20 protein-coding genes are annotated in these 20,907 nt (G+C 50.0%); 4 read left to right on the top strand and 16 right to left on the bottom strand.

Going from position 1 to position 20,907, the window contains the following annotated elements:
• Nucleotides 1-4 precede the first annotated feature (4 nt).
• On the bottom strand, nt 5-1,966 hold the full coding sequence (gene nuoL / locus ACYVB1_RS04265; protein WP_460920925.1) for an NADH-quinone oxidoreductase subunit L: 1,962 nt from the start codon (nt 1,964-1,966) through the stop codon (nt 5-7).
• Between the two features lie 46 nt (nt 1,967-2,012).
• Nucleotides 2,013-2,342 carry an NADH-quinone oxidoreductase subunit NuoK gene (nuoK, locus tag ACYVB1_RS04270; protein WP_460920927.1) on the bottom strand — a complete coding sequence of 110 codons (330 nt, stop codon included), beginning with the start codon at nt 2,340-2,342 and terminating at the stop codon, nt 2,013-2,015.
• Nucleotides 2,343-2,571: 229 nt separating this feature from the next.
• On the opposite strand from nuoK, the gene ACYVB1_RS04275 reads away from it, so the two are divergent.
• Nucleotides 2,572-3,606, top strand: coding sequence for a DUF6929 family protein (locus ACYVB1_RS04275; RefSeq protein WP_460920929.1), 1,035 nt, complete (start codon nt 2,572-2,574; stop codon nt 3,604-3,606).
• A gap of 201 nt (nt 3,607-3,807) precedes the next feature.
• On the opposite strand, the gene ACYVB1_RS04280 is transcribed toward ACYVB1_RS04275, so the two are convergent.
• From ACYVB1_RS04280 to pruA, 11 genes are all read right to left on the bottom strand, one after another.
• Nucleotides 3,808-4,326: an NADH-quinone oxidoreductase subunit J family protein gene (locus ACYVB1_RS04280; protein ID WP_460920931.1), complete on the bottom strand. Its 519-nt coding sequence runs from the start codon at nt 4,324-4,326 to the stop codon at nt 3,808-3,810.
• A 4-nt stretch (nt 4,327-4,330) separates the two neighbouring features.
• Nucleotides 4,331-4,840, bottom strand: a complete 510-nt coding sequence (locus ACYVB1_RS04285) for a NuoI/complex I 23 kDa subunit family protein (RefSeq protein ID WP_460920933.1) — start codon at nt 4,838-4,840, stop codon at nt 4,331-4,333.
• A 75-nt stretch (nt 4,841-4,915) separates the two neighbouring features.
• Complete coding sequence (gene nuoH / locus ACYVB1_RS04290) at nt 4,916-5,983, bottom strand: NADH-quinone oxidoreductase subunit NuoH (RefSeq protein ID WP_460920935.1); 1,068 nt, start codon at nt 5,981-5,983, stop codon at nt 4,916-4,918.
• A 3-nt stretch (nt 5,984-5,986) separates the two neighbouring features.
• Nucleotides 5,987-6,967, bottom strand: coding sequence for an NADH-quinone oxidoreductase subunit G (locus ACYVB1_RS04295; protein ID WP_460920937.1), 981 nt, complete (start codon nt 6,965-6,967; stop codon nt 5,987-5,989).
• A 251-nt stretch (nt 6,968-7,218) separates the two neighbouring features.
• On the bottom strand, nt 7,219-8,565 hold the full coding sequence (nuoF, locus tag ACYVB1_RS04300; protein ID WP_460920939.1) for an NADH-quinone oxidoreductase subunit NuoF: 1,347 nt from the start codon (nt 8,563-8,565) through the stop codon (nt 7,219-7,221).
• A gap of 220 nt (nt 8,566-8,785) precedes the next feature.
• Nucleotides 8,786-9,319, bottom strand: coding sequence for an NADH-quinone oxidoreductase subunit NuoE family protein (locus ACYVB1_RS04305; RefSeq protein ID WP_460920941.1), 534 nt, complete (start codon nt 9,317-9,319; stop codon nt 8,786-8,788).
• A gap of 58 nt (nt 9,320-9,377) precedes the next feature.
• A complete protein-coding gene (nuoD, locus tag ACYVB1_RS04310; protein ID WP_460920943.1) occupies nt 9,378-10,622 on the bottom strand; it encodes an NADH dehydrogenase (quinone) subunit D in 1,245 nt (414 codons plus the stop codon).
• Between the two features lie 68 nt (nt 10,623-10,690).
• A complete protein-coding gene (locus tag ACYVB1_RS04315; RefSeq protein ID WP_460920945.1) occupies nt 10,691-11,197 on the bottom strand; it encodes an NADH-quinone oxidoreductase subunit C in 507 nt (168 codons plus the stop codon).
• Between the two features lie 5 nt (nt 11,198-11,202).
• Complete coding sequence (locus tag ACYVB1_RS04320; protein ID WP_460920947.1) at nt 11,203-11,757, bottom strand: NADH-quinone oxidoreductase subunit B; 555 nt, start codon at nt 11,755-11,757, stop codon at nt 11,203-11,205.
• 79 nt (nt 11,758-11,836) lie between these two features.
• On the bottom strand, nt 11,837-12,217 hold the full coding sequence (locus ACYVB1_RS04325; protein ID WP_460920949.1) for an NADH-quinone oxidoreductase subunit A: 381 nt from the start codon (nt 12,215-12,217) through the stop codon (nt 11,837-11,839).
• Nucleotides 12,218-12,427: 210 nt separating this feature from the next.
• Nucleotides 12,428-14,062: an L-glutamate gamma-semialdehyde dehydrogenase gene (gene pruA, locus ACYVB1_RS04330; RefSeq protein WP_460920951.1), complete on the bottom strand. Its 1,635-nt coding sequence runs from the start codon at nt 14,060-14,062 to the stop codon at nt 12,428-12,430.
• 404 nt (nt 14,063-14,466) lie between these two features.
• Here pruA and ACYVB1_RS04335 point away from each other — a divergent pair, with 404 nt between their 5' ends.
• Nucleotides 14,467-14,649, top strand: a complete 183-nt coding sequence (locus tag ACYVB1_RS04335) for a hypothetical protein (protein WP_460920953.1) — start codon at nt 14,467-14,469, stop codon at nt 14,647-14,649.
• Nucleotides 14,650-14,843: 194 nt separating this feature from the next.
• Here ACYVB1_RS04335 and ACYVB1_RS04340 read toward each other — a convergent pair whose 3' ends face one another.
• Both ACYVB1_RS04340 and ACYVB1_RS04345 read right to left on the bottom strand, forming a co-directional pair.
• Nucleotides 14,844-15,545, bottom strand: coding sequence for a YjjG family noncanonical pyrimidine nucleotidase (locus ACYVB1_RS04340; RefSeq protein WP_460920955.1), 702 nt, complete (start codon nt 15,543-15,545; stop codon nt 14,844-14,846).
• Between the two features lie 146 nt (nt 15,546-15,691).
• Nucleotides 15,692-16,078 carry an ArsR/SmtB family transcription factor gene (locus ACYVB1_RS04345; protein ID WP_460920957.1) on the bottom strand — a complete coding sequence of 129 codons (387 nt, stop codon included), beginning with the start codon at nt 16,076-16,078 and terminating at the stop codon, nt 15,692-15,694.
• 74 nt (nt 16,079-16,152) lie between these two features.
• Here ACYVB1_RS04345 and ACYVB1_RS04350 point away from each other — a divergent pair, with 74 nt between their 5' ends.
• Complete coding sequence (locus tag ACYVB1_RS04350) at nt 16,153-16,824, top strand: peptidase associated/transthyretin-like domain-containing protein (RefSeq protein ID WP_460920959.1); 672 nt, start codon at nt 16,153-16,155, stop codon at nt 16,822-16,824.
• Nucleotides 16,825-17,086: 262 nt separating this feature from the next.
• On the top strand, nt 17,087-18,433 hold the full coding sequence (locus ACYVB1_RS04355; protein WP_460920961.1) for an NAD(P)/FAD-dependent oxidoreductase: 1,347 nt from the start codon (nt 17,087-17,089) through the stop codon (nt 18,431-18,433).
• A gap of 84 nt (nt 18,434-18,517) precedes the next feature.
• Here ACYVB1_RS04355 and ACYVB1_RS04360 read toward each other — a convergent pair whose 3' ends face one another.
• Nucleotides 18,518-20,854 carry a M1 family metallopeptidase gene (locus ACYVB1_RS04360; protein WP_460920963.1) on the bottom strand — a complete coding sequence of 779 codons (2,337 nt, stop codon included), beginning with the start codon at nt 20,852-20,854 and terminating at the stop codon, nt 18,518-18,520.
• Nucleotides 20,855-20,907: the final 53 nt, after the last annotated feature.

The raw sequence follows: 20,907 nt of genomic DNA on the forward strand, positions 1-20,907 counted from the left end.
AAACCTATCCGATAAAGAAGTTTAAAAATAGAATCAGCACGATGCTGAACACCATCACGAGGATATAGAAACCAATCACGCCGCTTTGTGCATAGCGCAGCGTGCGGCCACTCCCCGACACAAACTTGCCGAAGCCATTCACCACACCGTCTACCACCAGCGTATCCACCACACGGTGGAAGAAAGAGGAGAGCCACATAACCGGGCGTACAATGATGGTATTGTACAGCTCGTCGATATAGTATTTGTTGTAAAGCAGGTTGTGTGCAGGGCCCAGGCGCTCACCTTCCTGCGCTGGCACTGTATTTTTGCTCACATACATGACATAGGCAATGATGGCGGCTATCAGCGCTACTGCCACGGATAAGCCCATCAGCATGTATTCTGTAGCATGGTCTAGCTGTATGGGCGCAAGCGCAGGACCATTGGCAATGCGGGCGAAGTCAAAGATTGGAGAGAGGTAGTTAGCCAGCACATGCTCTGCGCCGAATACCTCTGGCATGCCTATAAAACCACCGACAGTTGAAAGTACGGCCAGCACAATCAGCGGAATGGTCATAGATGCCGGAGACTCGTGCAGGTGGTTTTTCTGCTCTGTCGTGCCCCGGAACGTTCCAAAGAAGGTCAGGAACAGCAGGCGGAACATGTAGAAAGATGTCATGAAAGAGGTTATCATACCCAGCGCCCACAGCGTGGTACTATGCTGGTAAGTATGGGCCAGCAACTCGTCTTTAGAGAAGAAACCGGCGAAAGGCGGTATACCGGAAATAGCCAGCGTACCAATGAGGAAGGTGGCAAACGTGATGGGGAGGTACTTGCGCAGGCCACCCATGTTGCGGATATCCTGCTCATTGCTCATGGCGTGAATTACAGAACCTGCACCCAGGAAGAGCAGTGCCTTAAAGAACGCATGTGTGAGTACGTGGAAAAGCGAAGAAGAGAAAGCCATCACACCCAGTGCCAGGAACATATAACCCAGCTGCGAAACGGTGGAGTAAGCCAACACCTTCTTGATGTCGTTTTGCACCAGGCCAATGGTAGCAGCCAGTACAGCCGTAGCAGCACCGATGATGGCAATTACCTCCAGGGTAGAAGGAGCCAGCGCATACAATACATTTGAGCGAACCACCATGTAAATACCCGCCGTCACCATGGTCGCGGCGTGAATCAGGGCCGAAACCGGTGTAGGGCCCGCCATCGCATCGGGCAGCCAGGTAAACAACGGAATCTGCGCACTTTTACCCATGGCTCCTACAAACAGCAACAGCGTAATCGTAATCATCACCGCTGAGTCTACGCCGCCGGCATACTGTGCTGCCTGTATAAACACCTGCGGATAGCTTACGCTGCCGAAGGTCATAAAAATAAGGAAGATGCCCAGCAGGAAGCCTAGGTCACCGATACGGTTCATCACGAAGGCTTTTTTAGCGGCATTGTTATAGCTAACGTTCCTGTTCCAGAAGCCAATCAGGAGGTAAGAGCAAAGCCCTACACCTTCCCAGCCTACAAACATCAGCACATAGTTAGAGCCCATCACCAGCAGCAGCATTGAGAACATGAAGAGGTTGATGAAGGAGAAGAACTTGCCAAAGTTCTCGTCGTGGCTCATATAGCCGGCAGAGTACAGGTGAATGAAGAAACCGATACCGGTTACCATCAGCATCATGAACAGCGTAAGCTGGTCGATGAGGAAGGAGAAGCCGATGCGCATGTCGCCCACGGATATCCAGTCGTAGTAGTCCACCATGTAGGCGCGGCTGCCGTTGGCAGTAAAATCAAGGAAAAGGAAGATGGAAATGAGGAAAGAGGCCAGCACAGTGCCGCATCCTATCAAGCTAACCAATCCTTTTGCCAGTTTCCTGTTGCCTAAACCGTTCAGGATAAAGCCCAGCAAGGGCAGTAACGGAACGAGCAAACAGAGCAGTGCCATGGCTTGGTTATTACTCGGCATTACAATCTCTTGCATCTGTATATTTGTTATTTAAGCTGTTCAGAATTGAAAATATGGGCTGTTACCACTTCAGGTAATTCAGCAACTGCACGTCTGTGGAGCGGATGTTGCGGTACGTCATCACGATGATGGCCAGGCCGACGCAGACCTCTGCCGCTGCCACTGCCATAATAAAGAATACAAACACCTGTGCCGTGGCATCAGCACGGTAGGCCGACAAAGCTGTAAGCAACAGGTTTACAGCGTTTAGCATCAGTTCGATGCACATGAAAATCACGATGGCATTACGGCGCGTCAGTACACCTATAACTCCGATGGCAAAAAGGGCTGTGCTAAAGAACAGGTAATATTCAAGTGGAATGGTTCTGATAACCTCAGGTATGTGGTTCATTTTCTGGGAGCCTGAACGTAATATGGGTTTAATGAAGTCTTAAAATCAAGCTGTAAAGTTATCCCCAATTTTTAAATTAACATAAATTATCTGAATCTTCTTTGATAGTGGCACGTAGCCTTTCGGTTCTTTACCAGCCAGAGCAGGCCCTGCTTTTCTTCCTTTGGCAGCAGCTGCCATACTTTTGGCCTGTGTTTCCGTAGCTAAAGGTGACGCAGACCTAAAAACTATGAATTTGAAACAAGTCCTTTACTTCACGCTTACCGTTCTGGCGCTGTCGGCCTGCAAATCTGATCCGCCATCCGTGTCACGGTTAGCCAATGCCGAAGCCCGTATGAAAAATATACAATTATCAGCCACCGTTCAACAGCAACGCCTTCTCCAGCAACTGCCTTCTGCCTCTGGAATAGAAAAGGTCGGAAACAGTTACTATGTAGTGGGGGATGACTCGCCTTTCCTCTATCAACTGGACGAGCAGTACAACCTGGTGCAGCGGCACATGCTTTTCGACACGGCAGACTTTGCCACCGGGCGCATACCAAAAGCGCTAAAGCCTGACCTGGAGGGGATGGCGCACTTCAAGTACGGCCGGAATGAGATGCTGCTGCTGCTGGGCTCCGGTGCCAGCACTGCCCGTAACAGGGCTTTCCTGGTGAATATTACGGATGGTATGGTGGTGAAGGAGCTGGATTTCAACCGCCTAAATACCTTTCTAAAGCAGGTGCTCCGCATTGAAGCCGAAGGCGTCCTGAACCTGGAGGGCCTGTCGATAGATAACACCTATACCTATATGATGCAGCGTGGTCTTAGAACAGGCGGTAACATGCTGCTGCGTTTTGATTCAAATGACTTTAAAGGTTTCCTGATGAACAACGATGAGATACCACCCGTTGCCGTGTATCATTTTGCCCTTCCGGACATGGGTGGGGATGTGGCTGGTTTCTCCGGGGCTTATGCCCACGAAGACCGTCTTTTATTTACCGCCTCTGTAGAAAGCACCCAGAATGCCATTGAAGACGGAGAAGTACAAGGAAGTATGGTGGGGATGATTGATTTAAACGCCTTGCCCTACGCTACCGATGCCGCTAACCCGCTACAGGTGCCAACGGTGCAATTGACGAACCAGGATGGTTCTGTCTATAAAGGCAAAGCAGAGTCGCTGGTGGTGAAAGGCCGTACTAACGACACTTACGATATAGTCGTGGTATCAGATGATGATTTAGGCGGCTCGGAGCTGCTGGAGTTGCAGTTGGAGGTGCGGTAGTAGCGGCTACTTTACTGCTGCCGCACCAGCGTAACAGTAAAACCATTCTTTTTCTGCTTTTAACCATTGTTGGTGTTTTCACCAACAATTATTCTGCTTCTGCTCTGTTCAGGTGAAACTTGAAACATGTTATCCATTTATAAAGCAAAAGCGCCAGTGCAGTAACTGCACTGGCGCTTTTATGTACTGGTTGCTGTCTTCTTAGAAGTGCTGTTCGCCGGTTTCTTTCTTACCAAGCATTACCGCTCCCACCATAGCTACCAGGAAAAGCACCGAGGCTAATTCAAATGGCAGCAGGTACTCGGTGAACAGGACCACGCCCAGGCTTTCCACCATACCAATCTGCGAGTTATAGGTTTCGGCGTTGTAGCCTGCTATCTCTGTGTCTCTCAGAGCCGCTATCATCACCACAAAAAGTAAACCGCCGGCTATAGTGCCTGCTATTTTGCTAAGAGTGGAAGTTTTTACCTTTTGCTCTGACTCCTTGCTCATGTTCAGGAACATAATCACGAACAGGAACAGTACCATGATGGCACCGGCATACACGATAATGTTGACGGCAGCCAGGAACTGTGCATTCAGCAGGATATAGTGGCCGGAGATGGTAAAGAACGTTATAATCAGGAACAGTACGCTGTGTACCGGGTTCTTGGATATCACTACCATCAGGGCGCAAAGCAGTGTAAGCGAAGCAAGAAAGAAAAACAGGCTATCAGACATGGTTTTATTTAGTTTCAGTAGTTTTTAACGGCTCTACCAGGCGGTCTTTGCCATAAATGAATTCATCGCGCTCGTAACGGGCAGGAGCCAGTTTGTCGTCTTGCAGGAAGATAGCGGCTTTTGGGCAAGCTTCCTCGCATAATCCGCAGAAGATGCAGCGCAGCATGTTTACCTCGTAGGTTACCGCATACTTTTCTTCACGGTACAGGTGCTCTTCACCCGCCTTACGCTCTCCGGATGTCATGGTAATAGCCTCTGCCGGGCAGGCTACGGCACATAGTCCGCAGGCCGTGCAGCGTTCCGCGCCCTTCTCATCGCGCTTCAGCACGTGCAGGCCGCGCCATACCTCGCTGCGTTCACGCGTTTGCTCCGGGTACTGTACGGTTGCTTTCTTTTTGAAGAAGTGTTTCAGGGTGATGCCAAGTCCTTGGGCAATAGCAGGCAGATACGCTTTTTCAGCAAACGTCATCTCCCTTTTCTCAACATTCTTTCTTCTATTTGATAGTGGTTCCATTTGTTTCAGCTTATGATTGTCGTCGTGTGTGTCTCCCTGCTTTAACAGAAAGGCGGCTGACAACATTCAAATTAGTTAAAATAAGTAATCTTTTAGCAGAATACCGCCGCCTGTCAGCACTATATTCAGGATGGCAAGCGGAATCAGAATCTGCCAACCCAGCTTCATCAGTTGGTCATAGCGGAAGCGTGGAAGCGTCCAGCGTACCCACATAAAGAAGAAGATGAACAGGAATATCTTCAGGAACATCACCCCTACACCAACCAGTGTAACAATGTTATTGGCTGTAACTGCACTTTCTGTTGCATTTGTCAGCCAAACCTGTAGCTCCGCCATGAACGGGAAGTTATAAGCGCCGAAGTAAAGCGTTGCCATTACGGCGGATGCTACGAAGATGTTGATGTACTCTGCAAACAGGTACATACCCAGCTTCATTGAACCATACTCTGTATGGTAACCACCAATCAGTTCGGCTTCACTTTCCGGTAAGTCAAAAGGTGTACGGTTAGTCTCCGCAAAAGCACACACCAGGAAGATGATAAAGCCCAGTGGCTGATACCAGATGTTCCAGTTAAAGCCCGCCTGCTGCGCCGCAATCTCGCGAAGCGACAATGAGCCGCTCAGCATCAGCACCGCTATCAGCGAAAGGCCCATGGCCAGTTCGTAAGAAATGTTCTGTGACGCAGCGCGTATGGCGCCCAGCAGCGAGAACTTGTTGTTTGATGCCCAGCCGCCAATCATCAGGCCATACACACCCAGCGAAACGACCCCAAAAATATAAAGCACTCCAATGTTTACTTCTATCGCCTGTAGAAAGATCTCACGGCCACCTACAATCAGCGTGTCGCCAAACGGTATCACCGCGCTGGACATGGTAGCAACCAGCATCGCAATGCCCGGGCCAATAATGAACAGCGCTTTACTTGCTTTGGCAGGTATGAAGTCTTCTTTGAAGAACAATTTACCGGCATCAGCCAGCGGCTGCAGCAAACCTGCAGGACCCGCGCGGTTAGGGCCTACACGGTCCTGTATGAACGCTGCAATTTTCCGCTCGAAGTAGGTGGAGTATGTCGCTATCAACAGGGTGATACCGAAAATCACCAGAATGTATATTGCTTTATATAGTAGGTCTACTGACTCCATATGTTATTCCTGAGGCAGGTTTTTCTTAGTGGACACTGGTAAGTTTGGTACAATCGGCACGTTCACGACCGGCAACTCATAATGGTTTGCCGAGATAACAGAAGAACGATCGATGTGGCGTGGGCCTTCGATGGTCCAGTCTTTTGTCTCTTTCTTATCGAAACGGCAGGTGTTGCAGATAAACTCTTCCACCTCGTTGTACTGGTCTTTACGGGCTGTTACACGCAGTACTTCCTCGCCACGCGTCCAGAGCGTTACTTTGCCGGAGCAGGTAGGGCAGTCGCGGTGCGCATCGAGTGGTTTCGTGAACCATACACGGTTCTTAAAGCGCCACGTCTTGTCAGTAAGCGCTCCTACCGGGCATACGTCAATTACGTTTCCGGAGAAGTCGTTGTCAATTACGTTCTCGATGTAGGTGCCGATTTCAGCGGCATCGCCACGACCAAGTACACCGTGCACACGCTTCTCTGTAATCTGGTCAGCCGTATACACGCAGCGGTAGCACAGGATGCAGCGCGTCATGTGCAGCTGGATGTAGGGGCCCAGGTCTACTTTGTTGAAAGAGCGGCGCTCTTCCTCGTAACGCTGCGCGCTCACGCCATGCTCGTAAGAAAGGTCCTGCAGGCTACACTCACCGGCCTGGTCGCAGATAGGGCAATCCAGCGGGTGGTTGATCAGCAGCATTTCTACGATGCTCTTGCGGGCATTCAGTACTTCCTCGTTTGTAGTATTCTCTACCACCATGCCATCCTGCACCTGTGTAATACACGAGGCAACCAGCTTTGGCATAGGGCGGGTGTCTTTCGCAGAGCCCTGTGTTACTTTTACCAGGCACACACGGCACTTACCGCCACTGCCTTTCAATGGTCCATAATAACACATGGCAGGCGGCACTATTTTGCCACCGATTTTTCTTGCGGCCTGCAGGATGGTAGTTCCATCTTCTACCTCTATCTCAATGCCGTCAATTGTTACTTTAGCCATTTTTATATTTCGTTGTTCGTTTTTCGTTGTTCGTTCTCCGAGGGGAGGCAAACAACACAAACTTATATGCTATACTTATTACTATTTCTCTTTTTGGTCATTCTGAAGCTCTGGATCCGCAAAAAATGGCGTCTACTACAGTTCTTTTAGAATAACATAAAAAAGCATTTATATGTCAGGCACAGTATCAAGTTAAGCAATCATGACATATTAAAGTCTTGTGTCTTACGTCCTGATACTTATGTCTAAAACTAGGCTGTTACTGCATCCAGCTGGCCGCGGTAAACTGCGCCTGGTGCTGTTGCCTCCTTCGGGTGTTTAATGTGCCACTCAAACTCGTCACGGAAGTGACGGATGGCGGCGGCAACCGGCCATGCAGCGGCATCGCCCAACGGACAGATGGTGTTTCCTTCAATCTGCTTGGCAACGCTTACCAGCAGGTCAATGTCCTGTTGATGGCCGTGGCCGTGCTCGATGCGGTGCAGCACCTTCTCCATCCATCCTGTACCTTCACGGCATGGGCTACACTGGCCGCATGACTCATGGTGATAAAAGCGGGAGTAGTTCCACGTGTTACGCACAATGCACTGCTCTTCGTCGAAGACAATGAAGGCACCGGAACCCATCATAGAGCCGCTTACAAAGCCACCGTCAGCCAAAGATTCGTACGTCATCAGGCGCTGCTCTCCGGCTGCTGTTTTCAGGATCAGGTTAGCAGGCAGAATCGGAACGGAAGAACCTCCCGGTACCACCGCTTTTAACTGTCTGCCTTTCCAGATACCGCCGAGGTATTCATCAGAGTAAATAAACTCTTCTACCGGCACACCCAGCTCAATTTCATATACACCAGGGTTGTTAATGTTACCGCTGGCAGAAATCAGCTTTGTACCTGTGCTGCGCCCGATACCTACTTTGGCATACTCCGCGCCACCGTTGTTCACGATCCAAGGCACAGAAGAGATAGTCTCCACATTGTTCACCACCGTCGGGCTCTGGAAAAGGCCTTTCACTGCCGGGAACGGCGGCTTGTTACGCGGGTTACCACGCTTGCCTTCCAGAGATTCCAGCAAGGCTGTTTCCTCTCCGCAGATATAAGCACCACCACCTGGCGCCACGTGCAGGTCCAGATCGTAGCCGGAGCCCAGGATGTTTTTGCCCAGCAAACCGGCAGCGTATGCCTCGGCAATCGCTTTCTCCAGGATGCGCAGGATAAACATCAGTTCACCGCGGATGTAGATATAAGAGGTGTTTGCACCTAGCGCATAGCTGGAGGTAATCATCCCCTCAATCAGTCCGTGCGGGTTTTTCTCCATGTACCAGCGGTCCTTGAAGGTGCCGGGCTCTGATTCGTCGGCGTTGCAAACCAGGTAACGCGGAATACCTTCTGGCTTAGCCAGGAAGCTCCACTTCATACCCGCCGGGAAGCCGGCACCACCACGGCCACGCAGGCCGGAGGTTTTCACCTCTTCCACCACCTCTTCCGGAGACATCGTTTTCAGGGCTTTCTCTACAGATCTGTAGCCGCCATGCTTACGGTATACCTCCAGCGTTTCGATGCCGGGTACGTTTATATGTTCGGTTAATATCTTAAGTCCCATTTCAGCAGGATATATAGCTATTTATGATAAAGGAATTTTTGACAAAGGACAAAAGACGAATGCTTGCTTACATAGAAGTCTTTCATGCCCTTGCTGGTGTTTTACCAGCAAGTAATTAGGCCGTTGCTTTATTAGTTGTTGGTAAAAGCACCAACAATGGCGCGGGTGGGCATGGTACTCTCTGGTCTTTCTTCCTTTGTCCTTCTTCTTTTGTCTAATCTTACTGTGCCCAGGTTGGTATTTCGTGCTCTTTCTGGCGCATCATGGCCAGGAACTCATCCACACGCTCCTCGGAGTCGAGGTTCTCATAGTAGAGTTCGCGCACCTGCAGCATCGGGCCTGTTCCGCAGGAGGCAAGGCATTCTACCGGCTTCAGTGTGAACATACCGTCTGCGGTCGTTTCGCCCTCCTCAATGTTGAGCTTGCGCTTCAGTGTATTGATCAGTTCATCGGAACCACGCAATGCGCAAGGGCCTGTGCGGCATACTTCCAGCACATGCTTGCCCACCGGCTTCAGGTTGAACATGGTATAAAAGGTAGCCACTTCGTACACCTCAATCGGCTGTATGTTCAGGATTTCAGCAATCTTGTCCATCACCTCCGGGCTTACCCAGCCGCCAAACTCAGCCTGCGCAATGTGCAGGATAGGCAGCAGGGCAGACTTCTGGCGACCTTCAGGGTAATGGCTGATGTAGCGCTGGATTTCGGCCATGGCCGCATCAGAAAACTTTACTTCGTTTATAGTCTCTGCCATTTTTCTTTGTCATTGGTCACTTCATACTGACCAATGTTGAATGGTATATAGTTAATGTTTATGCGTCCAGCTCGCCAGCAATTACGTTCAGGCTGCTCAGCGTCAGGATGGCGTCAGCCAACTGCCCGCCTTTGATCATCTCCGTGTATGCCTGGTAATAGATAAAGCAAGGTCTGCGGAAGTGCAGTCTGTATGGCGTGCGGCCACCGTCGCTGAGCAGGTAAAAGCCCAGCTCTCCGTTACCGCCCTCTACGCTATGGTACACTTCGCCTACCGGAATGTCGGCCTCACCCATCACAATTTTGAAATGGTAGATAAGCGCTTCCATGCTGGTGTACACGTCCTTCTTCGGAGGAAGATAATAATGCGGTGCATCCGCGTGGTAAGAGCCTTCCGGCAGGTTTTTATAAGCCTGCTCAATGATTTTTAAGCTTTGCCATACTTCCTCGTTGCGCACCAGGAAGCGGTCGTAGGTATCGCCTTTAGAGCCAACCGGGATTTCGAACTCGAAGTCCTCGTAAGAAGAATAAGGGTTCATCACGCGCACGTCGTAGTCTACACCCGTGGCACGCAGGTTAGGGCCGGTAAAGCCGTAGTTTAAAGCACGCTCAGCCGATATAGCACCCACATCTGTTGTTCTGTCGATGAAGATACGGTTGCGGGTCAGCATTTTCTCAAACTCTGCCCAGGTTTTGGGGAAGCGCTTCAGGAACTCCCCAATCAGGTGCAGGGCCTTTGGTGAAAGGTCGCGCTCCATCCCGCCGATGCGGCCCATGTTCGTCGTCAGACGGGCACCGCATACTTCCTCATAGATATCGTAGATGTGCTCGCGCTCCTGCATCACGTACAGGAAGCCTGTAAAGGCGCCGGAGTCCACACCCAGGATAGAGTTACAGATAAGGTGGTCCGAAATACGGGCCAGCTCCATCATGATCACACGGATGTACTGCGCACGCTTCGGTATGGTAATACCTAGCAGCTTCTCTACCGTCATGTGATACCCCATGTTGTTGATAGGGGACGAGCAGTAGTTCATGCGGTCCGTCAGCGGCGTGATCTGGTAAAATGGCCGGCGTTCTGCTATTTTCTCGAAGGCACGGTGAATGTAGCCGATTGTTGGTACAGCGTCCACAATCTTCTCACCGTCCATCTGAAGGATGTTCTGGAAAATACCATGCGTCGCCGGGTGGGTTGGGCCCAGGTTCAGCGTAGTCAGTTGCTGCTCGTCCTGCAAAGCAAGTCCGTGGTCTTTGCGGAACTGCTCCAGCTCGGTGAGCTCTGCGGTTTTATTTTCAGTAGCCATTATGTATATCCTTTGTTATGTGCTGTATCCCGCCTTAACAGGTGCCAGACAGGCAACAGCGAATTGGCTTAACGTCCGAAATAAGTATCTATCTTGTCTTCCCTTGTCTGGTCTTCCAGCGGGTACTGCTTCAGCATCGGGTGGTACTCCATCTCCTCGATGTTCAGGATTCGGGTCAGGTTCGGGTGACCTAAAAACTGGATGCCATAGAAGTCAAAAGTCTCCCGCTCCATCCAGTTGGCGGTAGCGTAAACATTTGTCAGCGTAGGCATCACCGGGTCTGAGGCAGACATGTACACCTTAATGCGCAGGCGATAGTTGTGACGCAGGCTGTGCAACTGGTACATCACGCACAGTTCCTTGTCTTTCTGGTCTGGGTAATGGATACCGCACATCGTGGTCAGGAAGTTTAACTGCAGCTCCTGGTCGTCGTGCAGGTATTGGATCAGCTCGATAATGGTTTCGCGGTTGGTGGTGAACGTCATGATGCCATCCGGGCTGTAAGCACCCTGAATGTTGTCTTCCCCAAACTTGCTTATGATTTTACCGAGTACGTTTTCGTTCGTAAGCTCCATTGTGCTTATTTAATATTATAAGAGGCTAACAATGCCTGATACTCCGGCGAGTTGCGGCGGCGAAGCGATTCGTTTTCTGCCAGGTCCTGTACGCGCATCAAACCGTCCAGAATCTGCTCCGGGCGGGGTGGGCATCCAGGCACGTAAACATCTACCGGTACTACACGGTCAATGCCCTGCAGTACAGAATATGTATCGAATATACCACCGGAAGAGGCACAGGCGCCAACAGCGATTACCCAGCGGGGCTCTGCCATCTGCTCGTACACCTGCTTCACAACAGGGCCCATTTTCTTGGCAATGGTACCCATCACCATCAGGATGTCTGCCTGGCGTGGGGAGAAGCTTGGGCGCTCTGAACCAAAGCGGGAGATGTCGTAGTTAGAGCCCATCGTCGCCATGTACTCAATACCGCAGCAGGAGGTAGCGAAGGGCAATGGCCACAGCGAGTTCTTACGCGCCAGACCGATAACTTTTTCTAATGAAGTGGCAAAAAAACCAGCACCTGACACACCATCCGGTGCATCCACTAAATTGATATCTTTATTTGAGTCGCTCATGTAAATAGTTTGTTTGTACCTTAAAGGCGTGGGTTTGTGTACTTAAAGAACACAAACCTGCTCTTAAAAGTTTAATATCCTATTCCCACTTCAGGATACCTTTTTTAATCACGTAGAAGAAACCTGCCAACAGCAGCCCCATAAAAACGAGCATTTGCAGGAAGCCTTCCATACCGAAGCTTCTGAAGTTGACAGCCCATGGGTACAGGAAGATGATTTCCACATCGAATAGTACAAACAGGATGGCTGTCATGAAGTATTTGTAGGAGATAGGGGTGCGGGCATCACCCACAGATTCAATACCACTTTCCCAGGCAGCGCCTTTTACTTCGCTGTTTCGCTTTGGCCCCAGCAGGTGCGTGAGTGTGAGTGCAAAAATCACAAAGCCGAGGGCGGCTGCAAACTGAATTAAAATCGGCAGGTAATCAGACGGTACATACTGATCCACAGTTGGTTCCATAATGCGGTAGTCCTTTTTAAAATTAAGAGACAAAATTAGGTATAAATAGCCAACAATCAAAAGCATAAATCTATAGTAGATGATGCAAAAGTTCAAGTAAGGGCAGGCATAACAAAAGGCAGAATGGAGACCGTATGAGCTGACCGGTAAACACAGCGGCCATGCTCTTTTCAGAACATGGCCGCTGTTATGGTTTAAATGACGGACGTTTTACTTATCCTCGCCCAGGAACGGGTAACGGTAATCTGTTGGCGGGTTAAGCGTTTCTTTGATAGAACGGGCTGATACCCAGCGCAACAGGTTCAGCATAGAGCCGGCCTTGTCGTTGGTACCGGAGGCACGGGAGCCACCGAATGGCTGCTGGCCTACCACCGCACCAGTCGGCTTGTCGTTGATGTAGAAGTTACCGGCTGAGTCGCTGAGCTTTTTAGTGGCATACTCAATGGTATAACGGTCTTTGCTGAAGATAGCACCTGTCAGGGCGTAAGGCGAAGTGGCATTCACCAGTTCTACGGTGTCTTCAAAGTTATCCTCATCATATACATAAATAGAGATAACCGGTCCGAAGATTTCCTCGCACATGGTCACGTAAGTTGGGTTGTGCGACAACAGTACGGTTGGCTCGATGAAATAGCCCTTCGACTTGTCGTAGTTACCACCTGCAATCAACTCCACCTCATTGCTGTTCTTCGCGTTGTCGATGTACTTCGCTATCTTATCAAAAGACTTCTCGTCGATAACGGCGTTGATGAAGTTAGAGAAGTCTTCCGGAGGACCCATTTTGAAGGATTTCAGGTCCTCTATCACGTACTCTCTCACCTCGTCCCAGAGATTGCTCGGGATATAGGCACGGGAGGCGGCAGAGCATTTCTGGCCCTGGTATTCAAAAGCACCGCGTGTAATGGCTGTTGCCAGTTGCTTGGCATTCGCTGTTCTGTGTGCCAGTATAAAGTCCTTGCCACCGGTTTCGCCTACAATGCGTGGGTAAGCTTTGTACTTGTGAATGTTCTGGCCAATGGTCTGCCAGATGTGCTGGAAAACGCCTGTGCTACCTGTAAAGTGAATGCCGGCAAAGTCAGCGTGGTTGAAAACAACGTCACCTGCTTCCGGGCCATCCACATACACCAGGTTGATTACTCCCTCCGGTAAACCGGCTTCCTGTAGCAGCTCCATGATCATGTGGGCAGCATAAATCTGCGTATAAGCTGGCTTCCAAACCACCACGTTGCCCATCATAGCGGCAGAAGTGGGCAGGTTACCTGCAATAGCCGTGAAGTTGAACGGCGTCAAGGCAAACACGAAGCCTTCAAGAGGGCGGTGCTCCATACGGTTCCACACTCCCGGAGATGACTCCGGCTGCATGCGGTAAATATCGGTGGCGTACTGCACATTAAAGCGCAGAAAGTCGATTAGTTCGCAGGCAGAGTCTATTTCGGCCTGGTATGCATTTTTGGACTGCCCCAGCATGGTGGCCGCATTCAAACGGGCCCTCCACGGCCCAGCTAACAGCTCGGCGGCCTTCAGGAAAATGCTGGCGCGGTGTTCCCAGGCCATGTTCGACCACATCTCGCGGGCAGCAAGGGCAGCATTGATAGCTTGTTCCACGTGGGACGCATCCCCTTCGCTGAAGTAACCCAGGACGTGCTGGTGGTCGTGCGGCTGCACCATTGGCCGCTTGTTATCTGTAAATACTCTGTCGCCGCCAATGTACATCGGTACATCCAGCTCTTTAGACTTCAGTTCTTTATAAGTTCGCTGAAGTTCCTCTCTTTCAGGAGAGCCTGGAGCGTAAGATTTTACTGGTTCGTTAACAGGAGTTGGTACTCTAAAGAATCCGGTTGCCATGCGTTTATAATTGTAATTATAAATATGATTAAGGTATTCCTGAAGGTTACGGAAATAGCAGTGCCTTCTTTACAAATGTAACGGGATTTCCCGGAAAAGCGGCAAACGAACGCTCGTTTGCTATAGGTGGGTGTCTGGAGGGGAGGTGAATGCGCTACACTGAAGCGGCCTTCCTGGTCCGCGTTATACAGTATACGGGAGTTAGGAAATCCACGGCAGGTGGCATTCAGACAAAGATGCCCGAATGAGCTATTACTGGATTGTTTTGGAAATGGCGAATTTGAGTAGTCTTCCTTTCAGTCAGATACACCAAATCTATAAAGGTGTTGCAACCTTAATCGTACTGTTTCCCGTAATAACTCTCCCTGCTTGCCGGGGAGAATAGCTTATAAGTTTAATTAACTATGAAAAACAGAAACAAAACATATGCAAAGGGGCTGTTGGCATTGGCCATTGGGTTTTCCTTTGCGGCAGAAGTAGCCAACTATACTTTAAACGCAAACAAAACCTCTGTTGCCGGAGAGCAGCATGTTACAGAGGCAGCACAGAAACAAGCAACACAGGATAAGCTGTCCTTCTGGAAGTAGCAGTGTCCAGACGCGCGCAGGAGCTGCGCACGCTGCAAGGTCTTTTTTATGCCGTGTTGTGCTTATCAGGAACAGGTGGGTTCTTTGGAAGCGCCTTCTTTAAAAGTGATTTTGCTTTAAGACATTGGGCCCGGCACTGACACCTTATACAGGTACAACACCGGGCCCAATGTCTTAAAGCTTTGCTGCTCTGGCTACAGCATCTCTTTTAATTGGCTCAGGCAATGTATTTCGTAGGTGGGTTTGGAGCTGCCTTTTCTTTTAACTTTCTCCGGGTTAAAAAACACCTGGTCTATGCCGGCATCGCGGGCACCCTCAATATCGCACTCATAGTTATCGCCTACCATCAGGCATTCTTCCGGCTGCACGTTAATACGCTCGAGCAAGTGCTCAAACATGCGGCGGTCTGGTTTTTTATAGCCACAGCACTCAGAGGTAACTATTTCCTTGAAGTATCCATGCAGGTTAGAGGAAGTCATTTTTACATGCTGTGCGTCTTTAAACCCATTCGTGAGTATGTGCAGTCCGTACTTTGGCCGCAGGTAGTCGAGCACTTCAAAAGTGAAAGGAAATACAGCTGTTTTAGTAGGGCAAAGCTCCATATATGCTTCCGAAAGGCCTTGCGGCACCTCATGCGGCTCTAATCCTAACCCTGTCAGGGTTTTAACGAAGCGACTTTCGCGCAGCTCCGCCTGCTTTATTCTGCCTTTGTTGTACAGGTCCCAGAGGCGGGTGTTCACGAACTTGTACTTCTTATAGAAGGATTTGCTGTCGAACTTTCCAAAGCTGGCCAGTTCAAACTGGTCGTATAAGGTATAAAGGGTTTCTTCAGAATTCTTCTCAAAATCCCAGAGCGTGTGGTCCAGGTCGAAGAGGATATGGGTGTATGCTTTCATGTGTAAATCAAATCAGGTGTAAGTAAAACGCGCTGAGTGGGCGTATGTTTTGAGAATTGCATTGTTTTGGCTTGAACGAAACTGCGCGCCACCTGAACCAATGCAATATATTTTGGTTTATATAGTTATGATGGAGGCAGCAAATGCTAGGAGGCTGTCCAGCGGCGGGTCTGCAGTTTATTTACGGCAAGCTCGCGGTTAGAGAAAAGAATCTGGTAAACCTCCTCGTCTTTTTGCAGCACGGCATCTCGTTCCATATAAGAGAAGATTTGTTGCAGGAAGTCTGCCGCCTCATCTTTGATGGCATAAAAGACCCACTGATCTACCTTACGGGGAGCCACCAGGCCCGCGTTGCGCAGGTAAGAGAGGTGACGGGAGGTTTTGGTCTGTGTAAAGTCCAGCACCTGTTCCAGATCAGAAGTGCACATCTCCTTGTTGCGCAAAATCAGGAAGAGGATGCGGATGCGGGATTCGTCGGCGAGGGCTTTTAAAATTTGTTCGCCAAAAGAAAGACTGAAGTGTTTGAGCCTCATATGTAGGGTGGCAATAGAACAAAAATAGGTAAAAGCAGCTATTATAAATAATAAAAATAGTATAATTGTATCACATGAAGCTTACTTTACACGTGCCACATTCTGATATGAAGCCCCTGCGATGGCTCTTGTTGCCATTGTTAAGCCTGTTGTTTCTGCTAGGCACAACAGAGGAGGCTGAGGCACAGGGGCAGACGCGCCGCGTGGTGCAGCTGTCAGGCTTTGTGGCCACAGGAGACAGCCTGTACGGAGTGGGAGGAGTAAGCGTATATGTGCCAAACTCCACACGTGGAACAATTTCGAACGAGTATGGTTTCTTTTCTGTTCCGGTGCTAGCCGGCGACAGTGTACTCTTCAGTGCTCTCGGCTTTAAAAAGCAATACCTTATTATTCCTAAAGGCTATAGCAGCCAGAGCTACTCCATCATCATGCAGCTGCAGGAAGACCCAACAGAGCTGCCCATGGTGGATGTATTCCCTTGGGCAACAGAGCGTGACTTCCGGGAGGCGGTGGCAAACCTAAAGCTACCGGATGAAGGCCGGGCCATGGCCATGCGCAACCTGGATCCTGAGCGCCTGGAAGAACTCTTCAAATCAACTCCTATGGACGGTGCCGGAAACTTCAGGCACGGGATGCAGCAGCAGCGGCAGTTACAGCAGAACCGCTACATGTACCCTACCATCAACCCTCTGGCCATCCCGGCCCTGATCAAGTCGATTGTGAACGGGGATTTCAAGCAGAATTAACCCCCGCAGTTTTTGTATTCTCTTTTTATAGGTGCTTTAACGGAAACAACAGCCTGAATTGTTGTTTTCAAAGAATGGCTTTGCGCACCGTCGTTGATACTTTGTATTTTATAGTTCTACGGACTGTAAAGTTGCCTGCAGGTAACTAAGCGCCGTTTGTTTCGTTATTTCTGAATGTAGCTACATGCTGTGCTGCAGTAGCTACCGGGAAAACAGCTTTTAGTTGTTGCCCGGTGATCCGAAAAACTAAAGAAACAAACTTATGCTTGAAACTGATCTGTTATCGCTCAATATACCCGATACCAAAAAACCTCGTGTTGTTATAATTGGAGGTGGATTTGGAGGTATCAACGTGGCCAAGAAACTAAAATGCAAAGACTTTCAGGTAGTGATGTTCGACAGGCAGAACTACCATGGCTTCTGGCCGCTCCTGTACCAGGTGGCAACTGCGGGTCTCGAGCCTGATGCTATTGCTGAACCACTTCGTAAGATATTTGGCAGTGATGATTTTGAGGACTTTCACTTCCGTCTGGTGAAAGTATCGGGCATTAACCCGGTTGCCAAAACTGTTTCTACACTTATAGGCGATCTGCACTACGATTACCTGGTGATAGCCACAGGCACAAAATCCAACTACTTCGGGAATGAGCAGGTAAAGAAATACTCTTTCCCGCTGAAGCAGATACCCGATGCCCTGAACCTGCGCAGCCAGCTTTTGCAGTGCTTTGAGCAGGCCAGCATGACCAACGATCCGGAAGTCAAGCAGAGCCTGATGAATATTGTGATTGTGGGTGGTGGCCCGACAGGAGTGGAACTGGCCGGTGCATTGGCAGAGATGCGGAAACACATCCTGCCAACAGATTACCCCGGAATGGACTTTTCTAAAATGAACATCTATCTGGTGGAAGGTATGAACAGGGTGCTTCCGCCCATGTCGATCGAGTCCAGTGCCAAAACGCACCAGTATCTCGAGGAACTCGGTATCGACATTAAGCTGAACACGCTGGTAGAGTCTTATGACGGCAATGTCGCCATGTTAAAAGGAGGGGAGCAAATTAAGACGCATACCCTGATATGGGCTGCAGGCGTGTCCGGTGCCTTAATAGATGGCTTACCTGCAGAGTCGGTTGAACGCGGCAGAATACTGGTGAACGAGTATAACCAGATGCTGGGATTCAATGATGTTTTTGCGATTGGTGACATTGCTTTGATGAAGACGGAGGAATATCCGAAAGGACACCCTGGAGTGGCACAGCCTGCTATTCAGCAGGGGAAACTCCTGGCGAAGAACCTCCCAAGAATAATCAGGGGACGGCCATTGGAGCCATTCAAGTATCATGATAAAGGCTCGCTGGCTATTGTAGGCAGGAACCGTGCGGTGGCCGATTTGCCAAAAGACAGGCATTTAAGTGGCTTCCTTGCCTGGACGATCTGGCTGTTTGTGCACATCATGTTCCTTGTTGGTTTCCGGAACAAGTTGGTGGTGCTCAGCAACTGGCTATACCGCTTCTTTACCTATGAGCGTGGTACGCGCCTTATCATCAGGCCTTTTGTTAGGAAGGGAGACAGGGCCAAACGAGAGTTCATCAGCAAGTACAATGCAGATTAGGTTTTGTAATGTGCATGTGCTCATCTATAAATCAAAGGCCTTCAGATGTTTTCTGAAGGCCTTTGATTTTATAACTAATACCAGTTACTGAGCAGAGTTGCTGTTCCCGCCACTGTTGGAGCGGCTTGTAGCGCGTTCTCGCTGCATTGGGTTTTGCTGCTGCCTGTTCTGCTGCTGGTATATCTCAAATCGAGATGGTGCCATACGTCGTGGATAGCTGTTATCAGACAAGTCAGTGTCTGCCGTCTGCAGGTAAGGGTCCAGGGTAAAGCTTACCACAGGCTTCTCTGTGATAAATACCTTAGTAATCTCATTGTTGTTGTAGCGCCAGATTTCTGCCGGAATGTTCATTACTTCCTCTGAGCCGTCCTCATAGTTCATTTTCACAATCAGCGGCATTACAAGCCCACCTTTGTTCTGGAAGCCTACTTCATAGAAGTTCAGGCCAGACTCCAGCGCCTTTTTCTGATCAGCCGTCAGGTTTTTCATGAAAGCCTGGTGACGTTGCAAATCAGAGGCCGTGGTGGCCAGTGGGTCGTAGCTGTTATAGAAGTCTTTCAGTTCAGGCTTCTCATCTACCAGCGTTTTGGAAATATCCTGCAGGTTGCGCTGCTGCGAAAGCGTTTGAGGCGCCTTGTTCTGCTGCTCACGGCGCTGTGCGTTTACAAACTCCGGGTGCTGCGCATCAATAGCATACCATTTTACATCTGTGATGGCAAGGTCGGTGTGGTCGGTGGTATAGAACCAGCCTCTCCAGAACCAGTCTAAGTCTACGCCGGAGGCATCTTCCATGGTACGGAAGAAGTCGGCAGGCATAGGGTGCTTAAAGGCCCAGCGCTTTGCATATTCTTTAAAAGCATAGTCAAACAGTTCACGGCCCATGATGGTCTCGCGCAGGATGTTCAAACCGGTAGCAGGCTTACCGTAAGCGTTCGGGCCAAACTGCAGCACCGATTCAGAGTTGGTCATAATCGGCGTCTGTGTGTTTTTGGCGCTCTTCATGTACTCTACAATATCTTTAGGCTCACCGCGGCGCGAGGGGTAACCGCGCTCCCACTCCTGCTCCGCCAGGTACTGCACAAAGGTGTTCAGGCCCTCGTCCATCCACGTCCACTGGCGTTCATCAGAGTTGATGATCATCGGGAAGAAGTTATGGCCTACTTCATGAATGATAACAGAGATAAGGCCGTATTTGGTACGGTCAGAGTAAGTGCCGTCTTCTTCAGGGCGGTAGCCGTTGAACGATATCATCGGGTATTCCATGCCGCCCACAGGACCATGTACAGAAATTGCCACCGGGTAAGGGTAGTCGATGGTGTGCTTGGAGTAAACGCGCAGCGTATGGCCTACTGCCTCTGTCGAATACTGGCCCCAAAGCGGGTTCGCCTCTTTCGGGTAGTAAGACATAGCCAGCACGTTTTTGCCGCCTACGTTTGTGTTCATGGCATCCCAGATAAATTTGCGGGAGCTTGCCCAGGCAAAGTCGCGTACGTTTTTAGCTGCGTATACCCAGGTTTTCTTGCCTGTGGCTTTGGCTTTTTCTGCCTGTGTGGCTTCTTCCTGTGTTACAATTACAACTGGCTTATTGCTTTTGGCGGCCTCAGCCCAACGCTTCTGCTGTGTGGAAGAAAGCACCTGGTTGGCATTCTGCAGTTCGCCGGTGCCGGCCACTACATGGTCGGAGGGTACCGTGATGCTTACTTTATAATCGCCGAAAGGCAGGGCAAACTCCCCGCTGCCCAGGAACTGCTTGTGCTGCCAGCCATTCACGTCGTCGTACACCGCCATGCGTGGGAACCACTGCGCCATCTCGTACAGGTAGTTGTCGTCTTTCGGGAAGTACTCATAGCCCGAGCGGCCACCCAGCGTTTTCTGGTTGTTGATATTGTTTTTCCAGTCCACGTTGAAGGTGAAGCTCTGGTTTGGCTTCAGCGGTGAAGGCAGGTCTACACGCATCATGGTGTTGTTGATGGTGTGGTTGAGTGCCCTGCCATTGCGGTCAGTCACTTTGCTGATCTTGAAACCGCCGTCAAACTCCTCGCGCGTCAGGTGTTCCACTGCCTGCACCGACATTCTGTCCTGAAGCTTACCTGTTTGCGTCAGGTTACTCATAGACTTCGGCTCAAAAATATTCTGGTCCAGCTGCACCCACAGGTATGTCAGCACATCCGGAGAGTTGTTGGTATAGGTGATGGTTTCGGAGCCGGTAATAGATTGGTTCTTGTCGTCCAACTCTACCTTAATGGTATAGTCGGCCCGCTGCTGCCAGTACTGGTGGCCAGGTGCTCCTGACGCAGTACGATACGTGTTGGGAGTTGGCAGCTCCTGGCCCAGCTGGCCAAACTTGGTGTCCTGTGCCAGTGCCGCTATAGGCCCTGCCACCAGACCCATCAGTGCCAAACCTGCTAAAAGGTTTCTCATGTATATCTGATTAGTAGTTTAGGTTAGTTTAAAAGTCGGTTAGTTTTATAAGG

The organism is Pontibacter brevis (genome assembly GCF_054779655.1).